The 17,019-nt window shown below is 69.3% G+C and carries 16 protein-coding genes and 1 pseudogene; 8 read left to right on the top strand and 9 right to left on the bottom strand.

Going from position 1 to position 17,019, the window contains the following annotated elements; translation table 11 throughout:
- The first annotated feature begins 170 nt into the window (after positions 1-170).
- Complete coding sequence (locus OG194_RS09715) at positions 171-1,346, top strand: YihY/virulence factor BrkB family protein (protein ID WP_327400451.1); 1,176 nt, start codon at positions 171-173, stop codon at positions 1,344-1,346.
- Positions 1,347-1,471: 125 nt separating this feature from the next.
- Here the strand turns inward: OG194_RS09715 and OG194_RS09710 are convergent.
- Positions 1,472-2,339, bottom strand: a pseudogene (locus tag OG194_RS09710) (NmrA family transcriptional regulator).
- 81 nt (positions 2,340-2,420) lie between these two features.
- Between OG194_RS09710 and OG194_RS09705 the strand changes: the two are divergent.
- Positions 2,421-3,356 carry an AraC family transcriptional regulator gene (locus OG194_RS09705; protein ID WP_327400450.1) on the top strand — a complete coding sequence of 312 codons (936 nt, stop codon included), beginning with the start codon at positions 2,421-2,423 and terminating at the stop codon, positions 3,354-3,356.
- Between the two features lie 10 nt (positions 3,357-3,366).
- On the top strand, positions 3,367-4,065 hold the full coding sequence (locus OG194_RS09700; protein WP_327400449.1) for a helix-turn-helix transcriptional regulator: 699 nt from the start codon (positions 3,367-3,369) through the stop codon (positions 4,063-4,065).
- On the opposite strand, the gene OG194_RS09695 is transcribed toward OG194_RS09700, so the two are convergent.
- Both OG194_RS09695 and OG194_RS09690 read right to left on the bottom strand, forming a co-directional pair.
- A complete protein-coding gene (locus tag OG194_RS09695) occupies positions 4,045-4,449 on the bottom strand; it encodes a VOC family protein (protein ID WP_327400448.1) in 405 nt (134 codons plus the stop codon). The two genes, OG194_RS09700 and OG194_RS09695, sit on opposite strands and share 21 nt — an antisense overlap.
- 68 nt (positions 4,450-4,517) lie before the next feature.
- Positions 4,518-5,153, bottom strand: coding sequence for a VOC family protein (locus OG194_RS09690; RefSeq protein ID WP_327400447.1), 636 nt, complete (start codon positions 5,151-5,153; stop codon positions 4,518-4,520).
- Between the two features lie 84 nt (positions 5,154-5,237).
- Between OG194_RS09690 and OG194_RS09685 the strand changes: the two genes are divergently transcribed.
- The 5 genes from OG194_RS09685 (at position 5,238) to OG194_RS09665 (ending at position 10,427) form a co-directional block, all read left to right on the top strand.
- Positions 5,238-5,891, top strand: coding sequence for a hypothetical protein (locus OG194_RS09685; RefSeq protein ID WP_327400446.1), 654 nt, complete (start codon positions 5,238-5,240; stop codon positions 5,889-5,891).
- Between the two features lie 245 nt (positions 5,892-6,136).
- A complete protein-coding gene (locus OG194_RS09680; protein WP_327400445.1) occupies positions 6,137-6,994 on the top strand; it encodes a 2-amino-3,7-dideoxy-D-threo-hept-6-ulosonate synthase in 858 nt (285 codons plus the stop codon).
- Positions 6,975-8,084: a 3-dehydroquinate synthase II family protein gene (locus tag OG194_RS09675; protein ID WP_442811520.1), complete on the top strand. Its 1,110-nt coding sequence runs from the start codon at positions 6,975-6,977 to the stop codon at positions 8,082-8,084. The genes OG194_RS09680 and OG194_RS09675 overlap by 20 nt, the downstream gene beginning before the upstream one ends.
- Positions 8,085-8,091: 7 nt before the next feature.
- Positions 8,092-8,907 carry an arylamine N-acetyltransferase family protein gene (locus tag OG194_RS09670; protein ID WP_327400443.1) on the top strand — a complete coding sequence of 272 codons (816 nt, stop codon included), beginning with the start codon at positions 8,092-8,094 and terminating at the stop codon, positions 8,905-8,907.
- Between the two features lie 2 nt (positions 8,908-8,909).
- Entirely contained in the window at positions 8,910-10,427 is a 1,518-nt protein-coding gene (locus OG194_RS09665; RefSeq protein ID WP_327400442.1) for a class I adenylate-forming enzyme family protein, read from the top strand.
- Positions 10,428-10,498: 71 nt separating this feature from the next.
- Here OG194_RS09665 and OG194_RS09660 read toward each other — a convergent pair whose 3' ends face one another.
- From OG194_RS09660 to OG194_RS09635, 6 genes are all read right to left on the bottom strand, one after another.
- On the bottom strand, positions 10,499-10,936 hold the full coding sequence (locus OG194_RS09660) for a hypothetical protein (protein WP_327407028.1): 438 nt from the start codon (positions 10,934-10,936) through the stop codon (positions 10,499-10,501).
- A gap of 44 nt (positions 10,937-10,980) precedes the next feature.
- A complete protein-coding gene (locus OG194_RS09655) occupies positions 10,981-12,045 on the bottom strand; it encodes a LacI family DNA-binding transcriptional regulator (protein ID WP_327400441.1) in 1,065 nt (354 codons plus the stop codon).
- Between the two features lie 192 nt (positions 12,046-12,237).
- Entirely contained in the window at positions 12,238-13,836 is a 1,599-nt protein-coding gene (locus tag OG194_RS09650; RefSeq protein WP_327400440.1) for a family 43 glycosylhydrolase, read from the bottom strand.
- The gene (locus OG194_RS09645) at positions 13,833-14,738 is read right to left on the bottom strand and encodes a carbohydrate ABC transporter permease (protein ID WP_033281546.1); all 906 of its coding nucleotides are present in this window, start codon (positions 14,736-14,738) and stop codon (positions 13,833-13,835) included. The genes OG194_RS09650 and OG194_RS09645 overlap by 4 nt, the downstream gene beginning before the upstream one ends.
- Positions 14,738-15,622 carry a carbohydrate ABC transporter permease gene (locus tag OG194_RS09640; RefSeq protein WP_327400439.1) on the bottom strand — a complete coding sequence of 295 codons (885 nt, stop codon included), beginning with the start codon at positions 15,620-15,622 and terminating at the stop codon, positions 14,738-14,740. Before OG194_RS09640 ends, OG194_RS09645 begins: the two co-directional genes overlap by 1 nt.
- A 10-nt stretch (positions 15,623-15,632) precedes the next feature.
- Complete coding sequence (locus OG194_RS09635; RefSeq protein ID WP_327400438.1) at positions 15,633-16,964, bottom strand: ABC transporter substrate-binding protein; 1,332 nt, start codon at positions 16,962-16,964, stop codon at positions 15,633-15,635.
- Positions 16,965-17,019 lie beyond the last annotated feature (55 nt).

The raw sequence follows: 17,019 nt of genomic DNA, 5'->3' as shown, positions 1-17,019 counted from the left end.
TCACCGGGACACTCTCCGAAACAGCCGCCGGAGTATCGAATGCGGCTTCGATTATCGGGGCGATTATTTTCGGCCACCGCGAGCATGACACGACCGTCCCCGGGGGCGTGCCGCCCGGCCGACGCCCCCGGGGGACGAGTGCATCCCGGCGCGCCGGATACCTTTAGGGCGTGCAGTCAGCAAGTGAACCCACCGAGCGGCCCACCAGCCGGTTCCACCGGGCGCGTGCCCTCTACCGGAACGTCTCCAAGCGCAGGACCGCCTGGCTGCTGGTCAAGGACACCGTCAACTCCTGCATGGAGTACCGCATCCTGGGCCTCGCGGCCGAGGCCGCGTTCTTCACGCTGCTGTCCGTGCCGCCGCTCCTGCTGAGCCTCATCGGCCTGCTCGGCTACGTCGACAGCTGGACCGGCGCCGACAGCATCGCCGGCCTGGAGAACAACATCCTGGAGGCGTCCCGTACGGTCCTGTCCGACAAGGGCGTGCACGAGATCGCCCAGCCGATCCTGCACGACGTGATGAAGGGCGGCCGGCCCGACGTCATCTCCATCGGCTTCCTGTTCGCCCTGTGGTCGGGCTCCCGCGCGGTCAACGTCTTCATCGACACCATCACCGTCATGTACGGCCTCGACGGCGTCCGCGGCATCGTCAAGACCCGGATCGTGTCCTTCGCCCTGTTCGTCGCGGCCCTGCTGATCGGCTCGATCGCGCTGCCGCTCATGGTCGCGGGACCGGACGCCGTGGTGAACGTGGTGCCGTGGTCGGAGACGGTCGTCCAGGTCCTCTACTGGCCGGTTGTCATCGTCCTGTCCGTCGTCTTCCTGACGACGCTGTACCACGTGTCCGTCCCCGTCCGCTCCCCGTGGATCGAGGACGTCCCCGGCGCCCTGGTGGCCCTCGCCATGTGGGTTCTCGGCAGCTACCTGCTGCGCATCTACCTCACCAGCACGGTCGAGGGCCCCACCATCTACGGCTCCCTCGCCGCCCCCGTCGCCGTCCTGCTGTGGATCGGCGTGTCCGCGTTCGCCGTCCTCGTCGGAGCCGCCGTCAACGCGGCCATCGACCGCGTCTGGCCGGCCGCCGCGACCGCCGCCGCCCGCGCCGCCAACGAACGCCGCCAGGACGAGCAGGTCGCCGAGTACGTCGCCCGCATGGCCGCCGTCCGCACCCGGGACGGCGAGGACGACGACGACCCCGACGACTCGTACATGCCCTCGGAGTTCCCGGAACGCTGGTCCCGCTTCCTCCCCCCGGAGGACGTGACATCGCGACTCCGCACCCACGCGAAGAGCACCCACACCCACACCCACAAGGGCTCCGGGGACGCTCAGACACCGGAGAAGTGAGGCGCCCCAAGAGGACGGGGCCTTCTCGATCACCGGCCAACCAAGCGCGCCCCAAAGGGGCGCGGGGAACGGCGCGACCAGCCACGACGGACCCGCAGTCGACGTACAGGCCTCCTCGCACGCAACTACGCGCCGACCTTCCACACACCCGCCGCCGCAGCCTCCCGCACGAACTCCGAGAAGTCCCGAGGCTCCCGCCCCAACACCTCCTGAACCCCCTCGGAGAGATACGAGTTCCGCCCGTCCAACAGCGACTCGAACAACTCCACCAGGAACTCGACCTCCTCACCCGGCACCCCGAACCCCGCGAGAACCTCCCCGTACTGACGGGCAGACACCGCCCGATACGTCAGCTCACGCCCCGTCACCGCAGCGATCTCCGCGACCGCCTCCCCGAACGTCAACAACCGCGCCCCGGACACGGTGACCGCCTGCCCGACATACCGGTCCCCACCCGTCACCGCCGCGATGACCACATCCGCGATGTCCCGCACATCGACTGGGGGCACCTCCCATGCCCTTAAGGCTATGGGGGAGGCTCCCGAACCGGACCCCCGGGGAACACCAGTTCCCCACCCTCCCGCAACCCCTCCACCAGCGGCCCCTCACTGAAGTTCTGCGCGAACCACGACGCCCGCACGACCGTCCAGTCCGCCCCCGACCCCCGCAACGCCTCCTCGGTGGGCCGCGCCCGCTCCTCCCCCCGAGCCGACAGCAACACCAGCCGCCGTACCCCCAGCCCGACAGCCTCCTGCGCCAGCAGCCCCACCGCACGGCCCGCCTCCGGCGCCCCCACGTCCGACGGATACACGAGATACGCGGCATCGGCACCCCGCAAGGTGTCCGCCCACGTGGACCGCTCCGCCCAGTCGAACCCCCGCGCCCGCGAGGCCTCCCGCACGGTCAGCCCCGCCGCCCGCGCCGCCTCCGCCACCCGGTACGCCCCGAAGCACCGGTCACCACAATCGTCATGTTCCGCGCATTCCGTGTCATGCCCTCCAGTCAACGCCTGTCCACGATCACGGACCATCGCTGAACGGCTCATTCCCATAACCGCGCGTCTACGCTGGCCACATGGACGCCCTGGCAGGCCTTCTGGAGGGTCCACGCGCGCGTGGCGCCTTCATGATCCGCGCGTGCTTCGACCCGCCGTGGGCGGTACGCATCGAGGACCGCGCCCCGCTCACCGTCATGCTCATGGTCCGCGGCGACGCCTGGATCACCCCGGACACGGGGGAGCGGATCCGCCTGCGGGCCGGCGACCTCGCCATCGCCCGCGGCCCCGCCCCGTACACCTGCGGCGACACCCCCGACACCGCCCCGCAGGCAGTGATCCTCCCCGGCGCCGAGTGCCACTACCCCGACGGCACCCCGCTCAACGGCTCCATGGACCTCGGTGTCCGCACCTGGGGCGACCGACCCGACGGCTCCACGGTCATGCTCATCGGCACCTACCTCATGCGCGGCGAGATCAACGGCCGCCTCCTGGACGCCCTTCCACCGCTGCTCTCCCTCCCCTCCGAGGTCTGGGAGTGCCCGCTCACCCCGCTCCTCATGGACGAGATCGTCCGCGAGGAACCCGCCCAGGAGGTCGTCCTGGACCGCCTCCTCGACCTCCTCGTCATCGCCGCCCTGAGGGCCTGGTTCTCCCGCCCGGAGGCCGACGCCCCTGCCTGGTACCGCGCACTCGCGGACCCCGTCGTGGGCAGGGTCCTGCGGCTCCTCCAGGACGACCCCGCCCACCCCTGGACGGTCGCCTCCCTCGCCGCCAAGGCGGGCGTCTCCCGCGCGGCACTGGCCCGCCGCTTCACCGACCTCGTCGGCGAACCCCCGATGTCCTACCTCACGGCCTGGCGCCTGGCCCTCACCGCGGACCGCCTCCGCGACACCGAGGACACCATCGGCGCGATCGCCAGGCAGGTCGGCTACGGCAGCGCGTTCGCCCTGTCCAGCGCCTTCAAGCGGGTCTACGGCGTGAGCCCGCAGGAGCACCGGACGAGGTCGGCGTAGCCTTTTGACCGTGTACGCGGAGAGGACGTCCCGGCTGCCGGGCGCGGTGGTCTGGAGCCGCACGATCGAGGCCTCCACCGTCGGCCCGGTCCACCCCGTCCTGCCCGACGGCTGCATGGACATCCTCTGGAACGAGGGCCGCCTCCTGGTCGCGGGCCCCGACACCCGCGCGTACGTCCCCGGAACCGCGCCCACCCACTGGGCGGGCATCCGCTTCGCCCCCGGCACCGCCCCCACCTACCTGGGCGTCCCCGCACACGAACTCCGCGACCGCCGGGTCGACCTCACCGACGTCTGGCCCGCCGCGACGGTACGCCGCCTCGGCGCCCGTATCTCCAGGGCCCCCGACCCCGCGACCGCGCTGGAAGAAGCGGCACTGGAACGCGCGGCGGACGTGTCCCCACCCGATCCGCTGCTACGGCACCTCGTGGCGGCCCTCGACACCGGCCGCCCCGTCGCCGCCACCGCCGACGAACTCGGCCTAGGCGCCCGCCAGTTGCACCGCCGCTCCCTCACCGCGTTCGGCTACGGCCCCAAGACACTCGCCCGGGTGCTGCGCCTCCAACGCGCGCTCGCGCTGGCCCGCGCCGGAGTCCCGTTCGCGGAGACGGCGGCCCGGTCCGGTTACGCGGACCAGGCCCATCTCGCCCGGGACGTCAAGGAGTTGGCGGGGATGCCGCTGGGCGAACTACTCGGCAGAGCCGGCTAGCGGGGCGAAGAGATCCACGCCGTTGCCGTCGGGATCGTGCACGACGGCGTACCGCTGGCCCCAGAAGGCGTCCCACGGCTTCAGCTCGCCGTGATGCCCGGCACCGGTCAACTCCTCGTAGACCCGGTCGACTTCGGCGGGGTCGTCACAGAGCAGGGCGAGCGCGGCCCGACCGCTGCCGCTGGGTGCCCGCCATCCCGGGTGGAACGAGCGGACGGTGTCCTCCGTGTCCAGCAACAGCCGTAGCCCACCGGGCAGTTGGGCCTCGGCGTGCGGCTGGCTCGCGGCGTCCTCGGGGAACCCGAACCCGAGCCGGCGGTAGAAGGCGACAGAGGCGGCCATGTCGGAGACGACCAGGCCGATCGCGTCGAATCGTGGAGTCATGGGGCAACGGTAGGCGGGTGTCGGGACGCCGGTCTTGAAGGAATCGGACACCGTGCTCGGCGGATGCTTCAGCTGAAGGTCACGGGCCCGCGCGGGGTGTCCACCGTGAAGGAGAGCCCCACCGGCCCCGCCTCCACCACCAACTCCGCCCCCACGGCCGACAACAACGGACGGATCTCGTCCGGGACCGGTGCCGTCGCCCTCAGCTCCAGCAGAGGCGCGACGGGCAGGCCCGAGGCGGTCGTCGGATGGGGCGAGGAACTCCAGTCGATGAGGAACGGCACCAGGCCGGAGGGATGTGCCGTGTCCCCGTCGGTGAGCCGCCACTCCAGCAGCGTGGCGTCGGGCCGGCGACGGCTCATCGCCCGCACCGGCCCGGGGTCGTACCCCTGGGCGCGGGCCGCGGCGACCGCCGCGTCCAGGTCGGGCGGGGAGACCGCCCACGTCACCGTCCGGGCGACGGCGAGCCCGTCGACACCGAAGGGACGCGGACCCGAGGGCGAGGGCTGCTCCGGGTCCGGGCCGATGATCTCCAGGTAACGGGAACCACCGAGCGAGACAAGGTAGTTGCGGGTACCGAGCCCGACATGGGCACCGCCCGCGACCGGCGCGATGCCCGTGCGCTCGGTGAACTCGGCGACCGTGGCCGCCAGTTCGGGCGTCGCGAGGACGAGATGGTCGAGGCGTGCGGGAAGCGCGTTCATCCCCACCGAGGCTACGCGGCGGGACCGTGCCAGAGGAGGGAAAAGTCCCTTAACTGTGGAACACCTGTACGGCAGGATGGCCGCATGATCCGTGCCGTGCGCGCCCTGCCGCTGCTGTTGCTCCCCGCGCTGTCCCTGCTGCTCACCGGTTGCGGCACGGAGAAGGCGGGCGCGGATGCCGGAACCCCCGGGGCCGCGTCCTCCCATGCCACTGCCACTGTCACCGCCACGTACGCCGAAATCGCGTCCCGCGCACGGTCGTTGGGCTTCGACCCAGACCTCGTCTACGTCGTCGACCCGCCCGGATTCACCCTCGCCGAGCAGTCGGTCGGCGTATCGGACGTCGGCCTCTCCGTCGCGTACACGCAGCTGAAGACCGGCGTCGTGATCAACCTGCGCGTGGAGCCGGGCACGATGACCGACGCGAACTGCACGACGCAGGCGGCGTTCAGCGACCCCATGACCTGCGTGCGCGACGGGAACGCCTGGTACCGCACCGGCGGTGGAACGATCGAGTACGTCATGGCGCGGAAGGGCCACCTCGTGCACGTCTCCGCCGAGCAGGGCAAGGTGACCCGCGAAGTCCTGCGCAAGTCGGCCCGGTCGCTCCGCCGCCCGTACAAGAGCGAACTCCCGGTCATCCTCCCGCCCGCCCGCACGGCCGCCCCCGTGGAACGCGGCGATCTGCCCACGAGCGGGGACGGGGCGCCCGACAACGAGGTGGGGAAGGGTGGTTGAGCACCCGGCACAAAGGAGGCCCGGTCCATGAGGCCGCCTACCGGCCCCGCAAGGCGCTGATCGGCCCTGGTGCGTTCTGTTCGCAGGAGGAAACCAGGCTCGTTCCAAGGCCTTGGCCGGCCGGGTCCCAACTGTCCTGATCTCCCGGTGAACCTCTCCCGGGTGGCAGCCGTAGCCGACCACAGCGGGTGGCGCGATGAGCCCCCTTCTGGAGACCGGACGGCCGGTCGGGCACGGGAATGGGAATGGACTGGATGCAGATGTTCGACGGCGCTTCGAGCGCCCGCAAAATGAGGCTGCTTCGGCTCTGTCGACGCAATCCGCGACGCATGCTGGTCGTTCCCCTCGACCATCCTCTGACGGACGGGCCGATCGCCGGGGGCGGCTCGGGACTCAACCGACTGGTCGGCCAGTTGGCGACGAACGGCGCGGACGCCGTGGTCCTGCACAAGGGAAGCGTCCGCCGCGTGGACCCGGCCTGGTTCACTCAGATGTCGCTCGTCGTGCATTTGAGCGCGAGCACCGCCCATGCTCCGGACCCTGATGCCAAGTGTCTGGTCGCCACCGTCGAAGAGGCATTGCGACTCGGCGCCGACGCGGTCAGCGTGCACGTGAATGTCGGTTCGCGGGAAGAGGCCCGGCAGATAGCCGATATGGCAGTTGTGGCAGAAGCCTGCGACCGCTGGAACATTCCGCTGATGGCGATGATGTATCCGCGAGGGCCGCGCGTGACCGATCCTCGTGATCCGGCGCTGGTATCCGCCGCCGTGACCGTCGCGGCAGAAATCGGGGCCGACCTGATCAAGACCTATGCCCTCGAATCCGATGTGGACATGCTGCGCCTGACGGCCTCCTGTCCGGTACCGATTCTGGTGGCCGGCGGCCCCCGCGTCGGCAATGGGAAAGCACTGCTGGAATTCGTCGATTCCGCACTTCGGGGCGGCGCGGCCGGTATCGCCATGGGCCGGAACATCTTCGAATCCGACAACCCGGCCGCCACGACACGCGAACTGGCCCGCCTCGTACACGGCGATGTGCCTCCGCCCGCTCCGGTCGAGTTCTGCACGAAAGAGACAAGGAACCATGAAGCTCACGTGGCTTGATATTCGCGCTGCCGACGACAAGCGGGCCGTTCTCGAAGAAGCGCTGCATCAGAGGCTTGACGGCATTGTCGCGGACAGCCTGGCGGACCTGGGAGACCTGCCGCCCACGGTGAAGAAGATCTTCTTCCCGCACGGCAAGGAGCTGAAGGAGCTTCCCGACGATCTCGGCGCGGCCGACGTGGTGATCGTCGATCCGCGCGTGCACGGGACGCCCGCCGAGCTCTCGTCGGCGTATCCGGGGGTCGAGTTCGGACGGTTCGTGGAGATCGTCGACGCGGAGACTCTGGAGGACGCCTGTCAGTCGGCTCGTACGGAGGAGTGGAGCCTGCTCCTGTTCCGCGATCCCACGAAGATTCCGCTGGAGATCGTCATCGCGGCCGCCGCCGGTGCCGAGGGCAGTCTGATCACGGTCGCCGGGGACGTGACGGAGGCGGAGATCATCTTCGGGGTGCTCGAACACGGCTCCGACGGCGTGATGATGGCGCCGAGCGCCGTGGGTGACGCCACCGCGCTCAAGCAGGCGTCCGCCGTCGTGACCCAGCCCCTCGATCTCGTCGAGCTGACGATCGTCGCCACCGAGCATGTGGGCATGGGGGAGCGTGCCTGCGTCGACACGTGCAGCCATTTCCGTGAGGACGAGGGAATCCTGGTCGGCTCGCATTCCAAGGGGATGATCCTCTGCGTGAGTGAGACGCATCCGCTTCCCTATATGCCGACCCGGCCGTTCCGGGTGAACGCGGGGGCCATTCACTCCTACACGCTTTCCCGTGACGGGCGTACCCATTACCTCAGCGAGCTGAAATCCGGCAGCAAGGTCATGGCCGTGGACGTCAAGGGACAGACCCGAATCGTCACCGTCGGGCGGGTCAAGATCGAGAGCCGGCCGCTCATCTCCATCGACGCGAAATCCGAGGACGGGCGTGCCGTCAATCTGATTCTCCAGGATGACTGGCATGTGCGCGTCCTCGGCCCGGGCGGCGCGGTACTGAACAGCACCGAACTCAAGCCCGGCGACCGAGTGTTGGGATATCTGCCCGCCGAGGACCGCCATGTCGGCTATCCCATCAACGAGTTCTGCCTGGAGAAGTGAGAGCGCCATGGACGACGAACTCATCGACGCCTATCTGGAACGCATAGGCGCCAAGCGTCCGGAGCGGGTGGACGCGGACGCTCTCCGGCATCTTCACGAGCGCCATGTGCTGTCCGTTCCGTTCGAGAACCTGTTCTTCCTTCTCGGGGAGCCGATTCCGTACTCGCTGGACGCGGTCAAGAAGATCGTGACCGAACGGCGCGGCGGCGGGTGTTTCGAGCTGAATTCGGCTTTCGCGATGCTGTTGGAGGCTCTCGGATTCCAGGTCACTCTGCTGGCCGGGTGCATTTACCGCGGTGAGGTGCTGGACAGCCCTATCGGTCATCTGGCGCTTCGGGTGGAGACCGGTGAACCGGACGGACATTCCTGGCTGGTGGACGTGGGGCAGGGAAGTCACAGCCGATGGCCTTTGCGGCTGGACCTTCGGACACCGCAGAACGACCCGCACGGTGTGTACCTTGTCGCCGAGGCATCCGAAGGTGACATCGACGTGTTCCGTGACGGTTCGCCGCTGTACCGGATGGAGTCGAGGCCCCGGAAAATCGAATTCGGCCTCCCCTCCATGTGGTGGTACCAGACCGCCCCCGACTCGCCCTTCAGGAACCGGCTGATCTGTGTCCAGCCGCGGGAGGACGGAAGGGTCACTCTCGCGAACAGGGTCCTCATCAGGGAACAGGGCGGGGAGCGGACCAGGGAGCGGATCGTGACCGAGGAAGCGCTGAAGGAGGCGCTCGGGACCTGGTTCGGGATCCATCTCGACGAGGTGCCGAAGATTCCGGACAGGACGGCGGCGCCGTCCGCCACCCGAGAGGGGCGTCCGTAGCCATGCCCGGGAACGCAGCTGAAGATCTGGGCCAACTTGCCTACTCCAGAGGGTGGTTGGAGCGGATCGCCTTCTTGACCGACGACCGCGCCTGGACGTACGCCGAGGTGTTCGACGGCGCGGCGCGGGCCGCGCGGGGCTACCGGTCCGCGGGACTCCGCCGCGGCGACCGCGTCCTGCTGGCGCTCCCCGACAGCGTGGAGATGGTCTGGTCCGTGCTCGGCGCCTGGCAGGCCGGACTCGTCGCCGTTCCGGTCAACGTCCAGATGAGCGGGGCGGATCTGACCCGGGCCGTCGAGACGGTGGAACCCGCGCTGGCCGTCATCGACCCGGACACCGCAGGGCAGTTGGAGCTGCCGGGCTTCGCCCCCGCCATGAAGGTCGCGACCCTGGTCGCGGGCGAACCGGACCCGGATTTCGCCGAGGGCGGGAACGCCCCGGCGCTGGCGGTCTTCACGTCCGGCACGACGGGCGCCCCGAAACTCTGCTTCTTCCTGCACAGCAACTTCGCCGCACCTCCCGGACCACCTGGTCCAAACGGCAGTGGCCGTACGACAGTTGGGCTGTCGGTGTCCCGCATGTACTTCCTGGGCGGACTGCACTTCTCGGTGCTCACCACCCTCGCCACGGGCCAGACCGCCGTCCTGTCGCGCACCCGGGCGACCCCGGCCGCGGCGATCGACCTCATCGACCGCCACCAGGTCACGGACCTCTTCGCACAGCCGAGTTTCCTGGCCCGCATGCTCCTTGAGCCCGGCCACGCGGAGGCGTTCGCCCGCCTCCGCGAGGTGTCGAGCGCGGGGGAGGTCCTCTCGCCACGGCTGCGCCAACGGCTGGTGCCGATCCTGGAGGACCGGCTGGTCAACAACTACGGCGCCACCGAGATCGGCGTGATCTCCATGGGCCGGCCCGCCGCGTACCGGGCCCCTTCGGCGGTCGGCCCCGCCGTCCCCGGCCGACCGGTGCGCATCGTCGACGCGGACGGCCATCCGATGCCGGCGGGCCGACAGGGCGAACTGCACGTCTACGCCGAGTTCGCGTCCCGGGGCGTCGAGCGGGGGAGCCTGGGCCCCGATCAGGTGACGGACACCTGGTGGCCGACCGGGGACCTGGCGTCGATCGACGACGACGGCGTCCTCCACGTGCACGGCCGGCTGGACGACGTCGAAGTGATCGGCGGACAGAACGTCGTACCGGGCGAGGTCGAACGGCTTCTTGAGAGCCATCCGCGCGTGCTCGAAGCGGCGGTCAGTTCGGTCCGCCGTCCCGCCGGGGACACGAGTCTGCGCGCCTACGTGGTGACCGTCCCCGACAAGGAGGAGCCGGGCAACGGAGCCAACGACCCCGCCCTGGACGCCGAGTTGATCGCCCTGGCCCGGTCCCGGCTCTCCTGGTACAAGGTCCCGCAGGACGTCGTCCGGCTGGACACGCTGCCCCGCAACGCGAACGGCAAGATCCTGCGCAGACAACTCCGCGCGGCGGGCGGCCAGTTCGTCTGGCACCGGGACGGCACGCCATGACGGGGCAGCGGACGACCGGTCCGCTGCCCCGTCCCTGCTCGCTGCCCCGTGCGTCGAGACGGCGGCCCGCCTCACTCGGTCGGACGCCACCGGAACCAGTGGTCGACCCCGTCGAACCGGTCGCGGTCGTCCCTGTCGTCGAACCGCACCTCACCCACGAGCCGTCGGGCACCGTCCGGCGCCTGACGGTGCGGCGCGAGGAGCAACTGCAGTTCGTCATAACGGGCATTGACTCCTCCGTGCCCCGGATGCTCCTGCAACCCGGCATCGGAAACCTGATACCTGACGTAGACAGCCCACCGCTCGCGCTCCATCGCCACCGCCGCCTCGCTCGCGGGCCACACGAGGTACTCGTCGTCCTCGTCGGCGCGGTCGTACTCCCGTCCCTCGTAGTAGTGCGGGACACCATCGACGAGCGCCACTCCCTTGCGCGGCCCGTCGTACCACTCCAAGTCCACGTACGTGGGCTCGAATCCGTCCGCGATCAACTGCTGCTTGTCCCATGCCATGGCCACACCAGCAGGCTACCGACCGGCGAGCCCCGCAACCATGGTCACGATCTACGCTGGGCGTACCGGCCGCCAGGCGCCGCCGTACTCGCCCGCTCCACCAGCCGCGTCGACAACTCCGTCCGCGTCCCCTCCGGCCGGTCCCCGTCCATCAGCCGGACCAGCAACCGCAGCGCCGTGGCCGCCATCTCCGACAGCGGCTGCCGGATCGTGGTCAGCGCCGGAGTCACCCAGCGAGACTCGGGAAGGTCGTCGAAACCGACCACGCTGATGTCGTCCGGGACGCTCAACCGCCGTTCCGCCAGGGCCTCGTAGACCCCGAGTGCCATCCGGTCGGAGCAGACGAAGACGGCCGTGGGCGGCTCGGGCAGGTCGAGGAGTTCGCGCATACGGCTGCGGGCCATGGCCTGGTCGAAGCCGCCGTGGCGGATGTACTCGGGGCGGACGGTAACCCCGGCGGCGGCGAGCGCGGAGCGGTAGCCGGCGACACGGGCGCTGCTGCACATCTTGTGGCGGTGGCCGGCGATGACGGCGATGCGTGCGTGGCCCAGGGCGAGCAGATGCTCGGTCGCCGTCACCCCGCCCTGCCAGTTGGCCGCGCCGACCGACACCACGCCCGGCGGCGGTTCGTGCACGGGGTCGATCATCACGAACGGGATGCGGTGCTGGTCGAGCCAGGAGTACTGGGACGGCGTCAACTCCGCGAGATTGAAGAGGACTCCGGCCGAACCCCGGCCGACCAGCTTGTCCAGCCAGCCCCGTTCGGGCCGGTCGGCCCGCGTCCGGGTCAGCCCGGCCGACACCACCACCTCAAGCCCGGCCTCGTACGCCGCCTCCTCCACCCCGTGCAGCACCGCCCCCGACCACGAACTCTCCAGCGAGTGCACGACCAGGTCGACCATCCCCGGCGCCTTGCCCGCGTCGAACCGGGGCCTGCGCACATACCCGAGCCGCTCCAGCGCCTCCGTCACCCGTCGCCGCGTCTCCGGCGCCACGTCCTCCCGGCCGTTGACCACCTTGGACGCGGTCGGCACGGACACCCCCGCCTCCCGGGCCACCACCGCCAGCGTCGGCCCAGCCGTCACACTCGCGCTCCCCGCACGGACCATCGGGTACCGCCTCTCCAGCCCGCCCGAGGGCCAACGAAAGTTTCGACCAACGCTGCTTCCCCGACTCGATCATCAGCCGGCCAGAAAGCGCTTCCTACGATAGGGGTGCGTCAACACGGCGGGAAGACCAGGGAATTCACGTGATGCGGCCGACCCGATCTTTCGAAACTCCGAACAGATCAGCCGAACAGATCAGCCGGGCGGGCAGTCGAGGCGGAAGCGAGTGAAGTCGGCGGCGAACCCGGCGTCGACGAGGTCCCAGGCATGGATGCCCGCCATCGCACCGGTGAACCGCAGCCGAGACCCGTAGTCGTCGGAGAGCCGGCTGAAGTCCAGCACCGGCCCGACCGGCGTCCGCACCCCCTCCCGCACATACCAGAACCGGGCATCCGCACCCTCGACCGTCGCCCCCAACATCACCGGAGCACGCACATCGACCTCGACGACGGCTACTTCACGGATGCCGTCCTCGTCCCGCTCCACGAGGCTCAGCACCGAACGCCCGCCGCGGTCCTGCCACTGCTGCCCGCACTGCCCCTCACCCTCGGGCTCCGCCCACGTCAGATGCAGGCTCAGATACGCCTCGGCGCCGTACCAGAGCACCAGCCCGGCCGCCTGCGTGAACGTCAACGGCCGTGCGTCGACCGTGACTTCGGCCTCCGCGCGGTGCTCCGTGATCCGCTGGGCCAGCAGACTGTGCGCCCACCGCGACTCCGGCCCGTGCCGCCCGCGCAGCCGGATCCAGCCGGGGCGGGCGGCGGTGTCCGCCCAGGACGGGTCCGGGTACGCGCGCGGACTGCTCCACGGCCAGCCCAACGGCCGGTCGGAATACGGGACTTGGGCCGGTGCGGCGGCGGGACGCGTCGGTACGTCCACCTCCACCGCCGGATGCCGACCGCCCTGCCGTAGCCTCGGCCAGCCGTCCGCGTCCCAAGTCACCGCCTGGATCGCCGTTTCCCGGCCCAGGGTGCAGCGCGGCCCCTCCGGTGTCTGGACCGGCCGCGCCGCTAGGTGGCTCAACACCCAGTCCCCGTCAGGCAGTTCGACCAGCTCGCCGTGGCCCGCCTTCTGTAGCGGCACCGACGGGTCGTCCCGGGACGTCAGCAAGGGACGGTCGTCGAGCTCGTACGGACCGGTGACCGTATGGCCGCGCGCCACCCGTACCCCGTGCTCGAACCCCGTGCCGCCCTCCGCGAGCAGCAGGTAGTACCAGCCGTCCCGCCGCACCAACTTCGGCCCCTCGATGAGCCGTTCGTGCTGGAGCAGCAGACGGGTCACGCCGATCGGGGCGAGCGTGTCGCGGTCCAGTTCGGTCGCGACGATGCCCGCGAAGCGGCGGCCGCCGGGGCGACAGTCGTTCTGGAGGTTGAGCAGCCACAGCCGGCCCTCGTCGTGGAACAGCGCCGGGTCGAAGCCGTGGCTCGCCACCCGCCGTGGAGTCGTCCACTTCCCGGCCACGTCCGTCGCCGTTGTGACGTATGTGTCCAGGTCGAAGTACGGCGTGCCGACCGAGCGGACGATCGAGTACGTCATCCAGAACCGCTCGCCGTCCCAGCTCAGCGAAGGCGCCCAGATGCCGCCCGAGTCCGGGACGCCCGCCAAGGAGTCACCGGGGACCGCGCCCCGTACATGGCCCGCGTACTCCCAGCGCGCGAGATCCCGCGAGCGGTGGATCGGGACCGTAGGGAACCACTCGAAGGAACTGGTCGCCACGTAGTACCAGTCGCCGACCCTGACCATCGAGGGGTCGGGGGCGAAGCCGCGGACAACAGGGTTGTGCAGCAAGGTCACTTGAGGGCTCCCAGGGTGACCCCGGTGCGCCAGTAGCGGCGCATCGCCACCATCATCACGGCCATCGGGACGATCGACAGGAGTGCGCCGGTGAGGACCAGGCTCGTCAGGTCGACGCCCGACTCCATGCGTTTTCCGGACCAGTTGTAGAGGCCGAGGTTGAGCGTCCAGTTCTCCTCGCCGCGCAGCACGGTCAGCGGGAGGAAGAAGGCGTTCCAGGTGTTCACGAAGGCCAGGAGGAAGACCGTCGCTCCGCCTGTCGTCATCATCCGCAGCACGATGCTGAAGAAGATGCGGAGTTCGCCCGCGCCGTCGAGGCGTGCGGCCTCCAGGAGTTCGAAGGGGACCGTGGCCTCCGTGTACACCTTGGCGAGGTAGACGCTGAACGGGTTGATCAGGCAGGGGATCAGCATCGCCCAGGGGGTGTCGACCAGGCCGATCTTCGAGAACATCAGGTACAGCGGGAGCGTGAGCAGCGCGATCGGGATCAGGAACGAGCCCACCACGCACGCGAACACCGCGTTGCGGCCCGGGAATTCGAAGCGCGCGAGGCCGTAGCCCGTCGCGAGGGCGATGAGCGTGCCGCCCAGGGAGCCGACTCCTGCGTAGAGGAAGGAGTTCGCGGTCCAGCGCAGGAAGATGCCGTTCTCGTAGGTGAAGACCTGACGCACGTTCGCCCACAGGTGCATGCCGGAGAACCAGAGGCCGTTGCTCTGGTACAGGCCCGTGCGGTCCTTGGTCGCGGCGACGATCAGCCACCACACCGGGAACAGGCTGTAGGCGCTCGCCAGCACCAGACCGACGAGCAGGAAACGCTGGCCGCCGCGTGAACGGGCCGCCGGATCGGGCTTGTTGAGGCGCCGGACCTGATGGGCGTTCCGGCGTTCTTCGGTGAGGGTCATCAGTCGGCCTCCTTCGCGGTGAGCCGGTAGAAGAGGAAGGAGGCGAGGCCGAGGATGAGGGCGAGCAGGACCGAAAGGGCCGCCGCGTAGTGGTAGTTGCCCGCATTGAACGCCTGGTTGTAGATGATCATGATGGGCGTGAAGCTGTCGTCGACCGTCTGCGGGGTGACGTTCCGGAACAGCGCCGGCTCGTTGAAGATCTGTAGCATCTGGATGATCGAGAGCATCCCGGTCAGCACCAACGCCCCTCGCACGTAAGGGATTTTGATGCTCGTCGCGACCCGGAACTCGGAGGCGCCGTCCAGCCGGGCCGCCTCGAACAGGTCGCGGGGCACGCCCTGGAGCGCGGCGTAGATGATCACCATGTTGTAGCCGATGCCGTGCCAGGTCAGCAGGTTGCCGATGGACGGCCAGACCATCGAGGGCGCGAAGAAGTTCCAGGACAGCCCGAACACCTTGCCCAACGGTGTCAACGGACCGACGTCCGGGCTGTACAGGTTGATCCACACGATCGCCGCGACCACCCCGGGGATCATGTACGGCACGAGGAGGAAGATCCGGAAGCGGCCCGCGGCCTTCGAGGACAGCGCGTCCAGGAACAGTGCCAGCAGCAGGCTGACGAGCAGCATGACCGGGATCTGCACGCACGCGAACAGGACCACGCGCAGTACCGAGTTCATGAACGCCGAGTCGGTGAGGCCCTGTTGGTAGTTGTCCAGGCCGGAGAACCGCTGGGTGGAGCCGCCGAGGCCGAGCCCCGACTGGTGCTCCACGAAGAGCGACTCGTAGACGGCGTACCCGATCGGTATCAAGTACAGGAAGACGAAGCCGAGTTGGAAGGGCACCGTGAACGCGGCACCCTTCCAGTGCTGGGAGCGGATCATCGGCGCTGCCTCAGCCCTTGACGCTGATACCGCGGGACTTCAGGTCCTTGACCGTCCACTCCTGCATGTGCGCCAGCAGATCGGTGACCTTCTCCTGCTTGTTCATCACCTTCGCCCAGCCGGTCTGCAACTCGGTGAACATCGCGGTCCAGTCCGGGCCGAACACCCAGTCCGAGGTGACGGTGTTCAGGCTGTCGGTGACGATCTGCTTCGCGGGCTCGTAGTTCGTGCCGAGCAGCTTGTCGGAGATCGCCTCGGCGACGTACGCGTCGCTGTCCGCCAGCGCCGGCATCACACCGTTGCCGGTGGTCGGGCTCGCCATCGTCTTCACCGCGCCCGTGTTCGTCGACATCCACAACGCGGCCTCGGCGGCCTGCTGTTGGTGCGCGCACTGCTTGGTCACCAGCGTGACGCCACCGCTCTGGTTGGTCCCGGCGGGCGTCTTGGCGGCCTCTCCCGCGAACGTCGGCCAGGGCGACAGCGCCCATTTCCCGTCGGACTTGGTGAAGTTCTGCACCATGCCCGCCATCTGCCAGGTGGAGATCTGCCGGGTCGTGGTGCCGCCGTTGTCGTAGTTGCGCTGGACGGCCGCGTAATCCGCGAAGGAGAGCTTGGAGTTGAGGTCGTTGTCGATGATCTCCTGGATCACCTGGGCCGCCTTGAGGCTGCCCGCGTCCTGGAAGTCGACCTTCCAGGAGTCGCCGTCGATGGCGTACCAGTGGGCGCCCGCCTGCATGGACAGGACTTCCAGCGTGCTCGGGTCCTCACCGGCGAAGTTCGTGATCTTGATGCCGTGCTTCTTCAGGACCTTGCCCGCGGCGATGAACTCGTCCCAGGTCGTGGGCGCCTTGAGGCCGTACTTCGTGAAGACGTCGGTGCGGTAGATCGTGAACGCGGGGGCCGAACTGGTCGGTACGCCATAGGACTTGCCCTGCACCTGGGCACTGGCCCACGAGCCCGCGTTGAACTTGGCCTTGTCGGCGGAGACGTACTTCGAGATGTCGGCGAGCGCGCCCTGCGAGACCCAGGTGGTCACGTACTCCGCCGTGTTCTGCACCAGGCAGGGCGCGTTGCCGGCCTTGACCGCGTTGGTCAACTGCTTCTGCATCGTCAACTGGTCGGTGACCTTGGTGTACTTGAGCTTGATGTCCTGGTGAGCGGCGTTGAACGCCTTCACGACCGCGTCCTGCCCGTTGGCCCAGCCCCAGAAGGGGAGGGTGACCGGACCGGAGGACGCTTTGTCCCCCGAGCCGGATCCGCCGCAGGCGGACAGCAGACCTGTCAGGGCGAGGCCCGCGACGGCTGCGCGAGCGAACCTTCTCCGGGGGCTGGTGAAGTTCATCAGACCGTGTTCCTTCGGAAGAGAAGAGGTAGAAACCGGTTGCTGTGAAGGTAGG

This window comes from Streptomyces sp. NBC_01288, from assembly GCF_035982055.1.
Taxonomy (GTDB): Bacteria; Actinomycetota; Actinomycetes; order Streptomycetales; family Streptomycetaceae; genus Streptomyces.
The sequence above is the reverse complement of the archived record's forward strand: the minus strand, read 5'-3'. Positions and strand labels throughout refer to the sequence as shown.

Coding starts and splice junctions, on each gene's coding strand:
- OG194_RS09670 (WP_327400443.1), top strand. CDS start 8,092: ATGGACGACGAACTCATCGACGCCTATCTGGAACGCATAGGCGCCAAG.
- OG194_RS09640 (WP_327400439.1), bottom strand. CDS start 15,622: ATGATCCGCTCCCAGCACTGGAAGGGTGCCGCGTTCACGGTGCCCTTC.
- OG194_RS09690 (WP_327400447.1), bottom strand. CDS start 5,153: ATGAACGCGCTTCCCGCACGCCTCGACCATCTCGTCCTCGCGACGCCC.
- OG194_RS09635 (WP_327400438.1), bottom strand. CDS start 16,964: ATGAACTTCACCAGCCCCCGGAGAAGGTTCGCTCGCGCAGCCGTCGCG.
- OG194_RS09655 (WP_327400441.1), bottom strand. CDS start 12,045: ATGGTCCGTGCGGGGAGCGCGAGTGTGACGGCTGGGCCGACGCTGGCG.
- OG194_RS09705 (WP_327400450.1), top strand. CDS start 2,421: ATGGACGCCCTGGCAGGCCTTCTGGAGGGTCCACGCGCGCGTGGCGCC.
- OG194_RS09695 (WP_327400448.1), bottom strand. CDS start 4,449: ATGACTCCACGATTCGACGCGATCGGCCTGGTCGTCTCCGACATGGCC.
- OG194_RS09675 (WP_442811520.1), top strand. CDS start 6,975: ATGAAGCTCACGTGGCTTGATATTCGCGCTGCCGACGACAAGCGGGCC.
- OG194_RS09685 (WP_327400446.1), top strand. CDS start 5,238: ATGATCCGTGCCGTGCGCGCCCTGCCGCTGCTGTTGCTCCCCGCGCTG.
- OG194_RS09645 (WP_033281546.1), bottom strand. CDS start 14,738: ATGACCCTCACCGAAGAACGCCGGAACGCCCATCAGGTCCGGCGCCTC.
- OG194_RS09680 (WP_327400445.1), top strand. CDS start 6,137: ATGGACTGGATGCAGATGTTCGACGGCGCTTCGAGCGCCCGCAAAATG.
- OG194_RS09665 (WP_327400442.1), top strand. CDS start 8,910: ATGCCCGGGAACGCAGCTGAAGATCTGGGCCAACTTGCCTACTCCAGA.
- OG194_RS09660 (WP_327407028.1), bottom strand. CDS start 10,936: ATGGCATGGGACAAGCAGCAGTTGATCGCGGACGGATTCGAGCCCACG.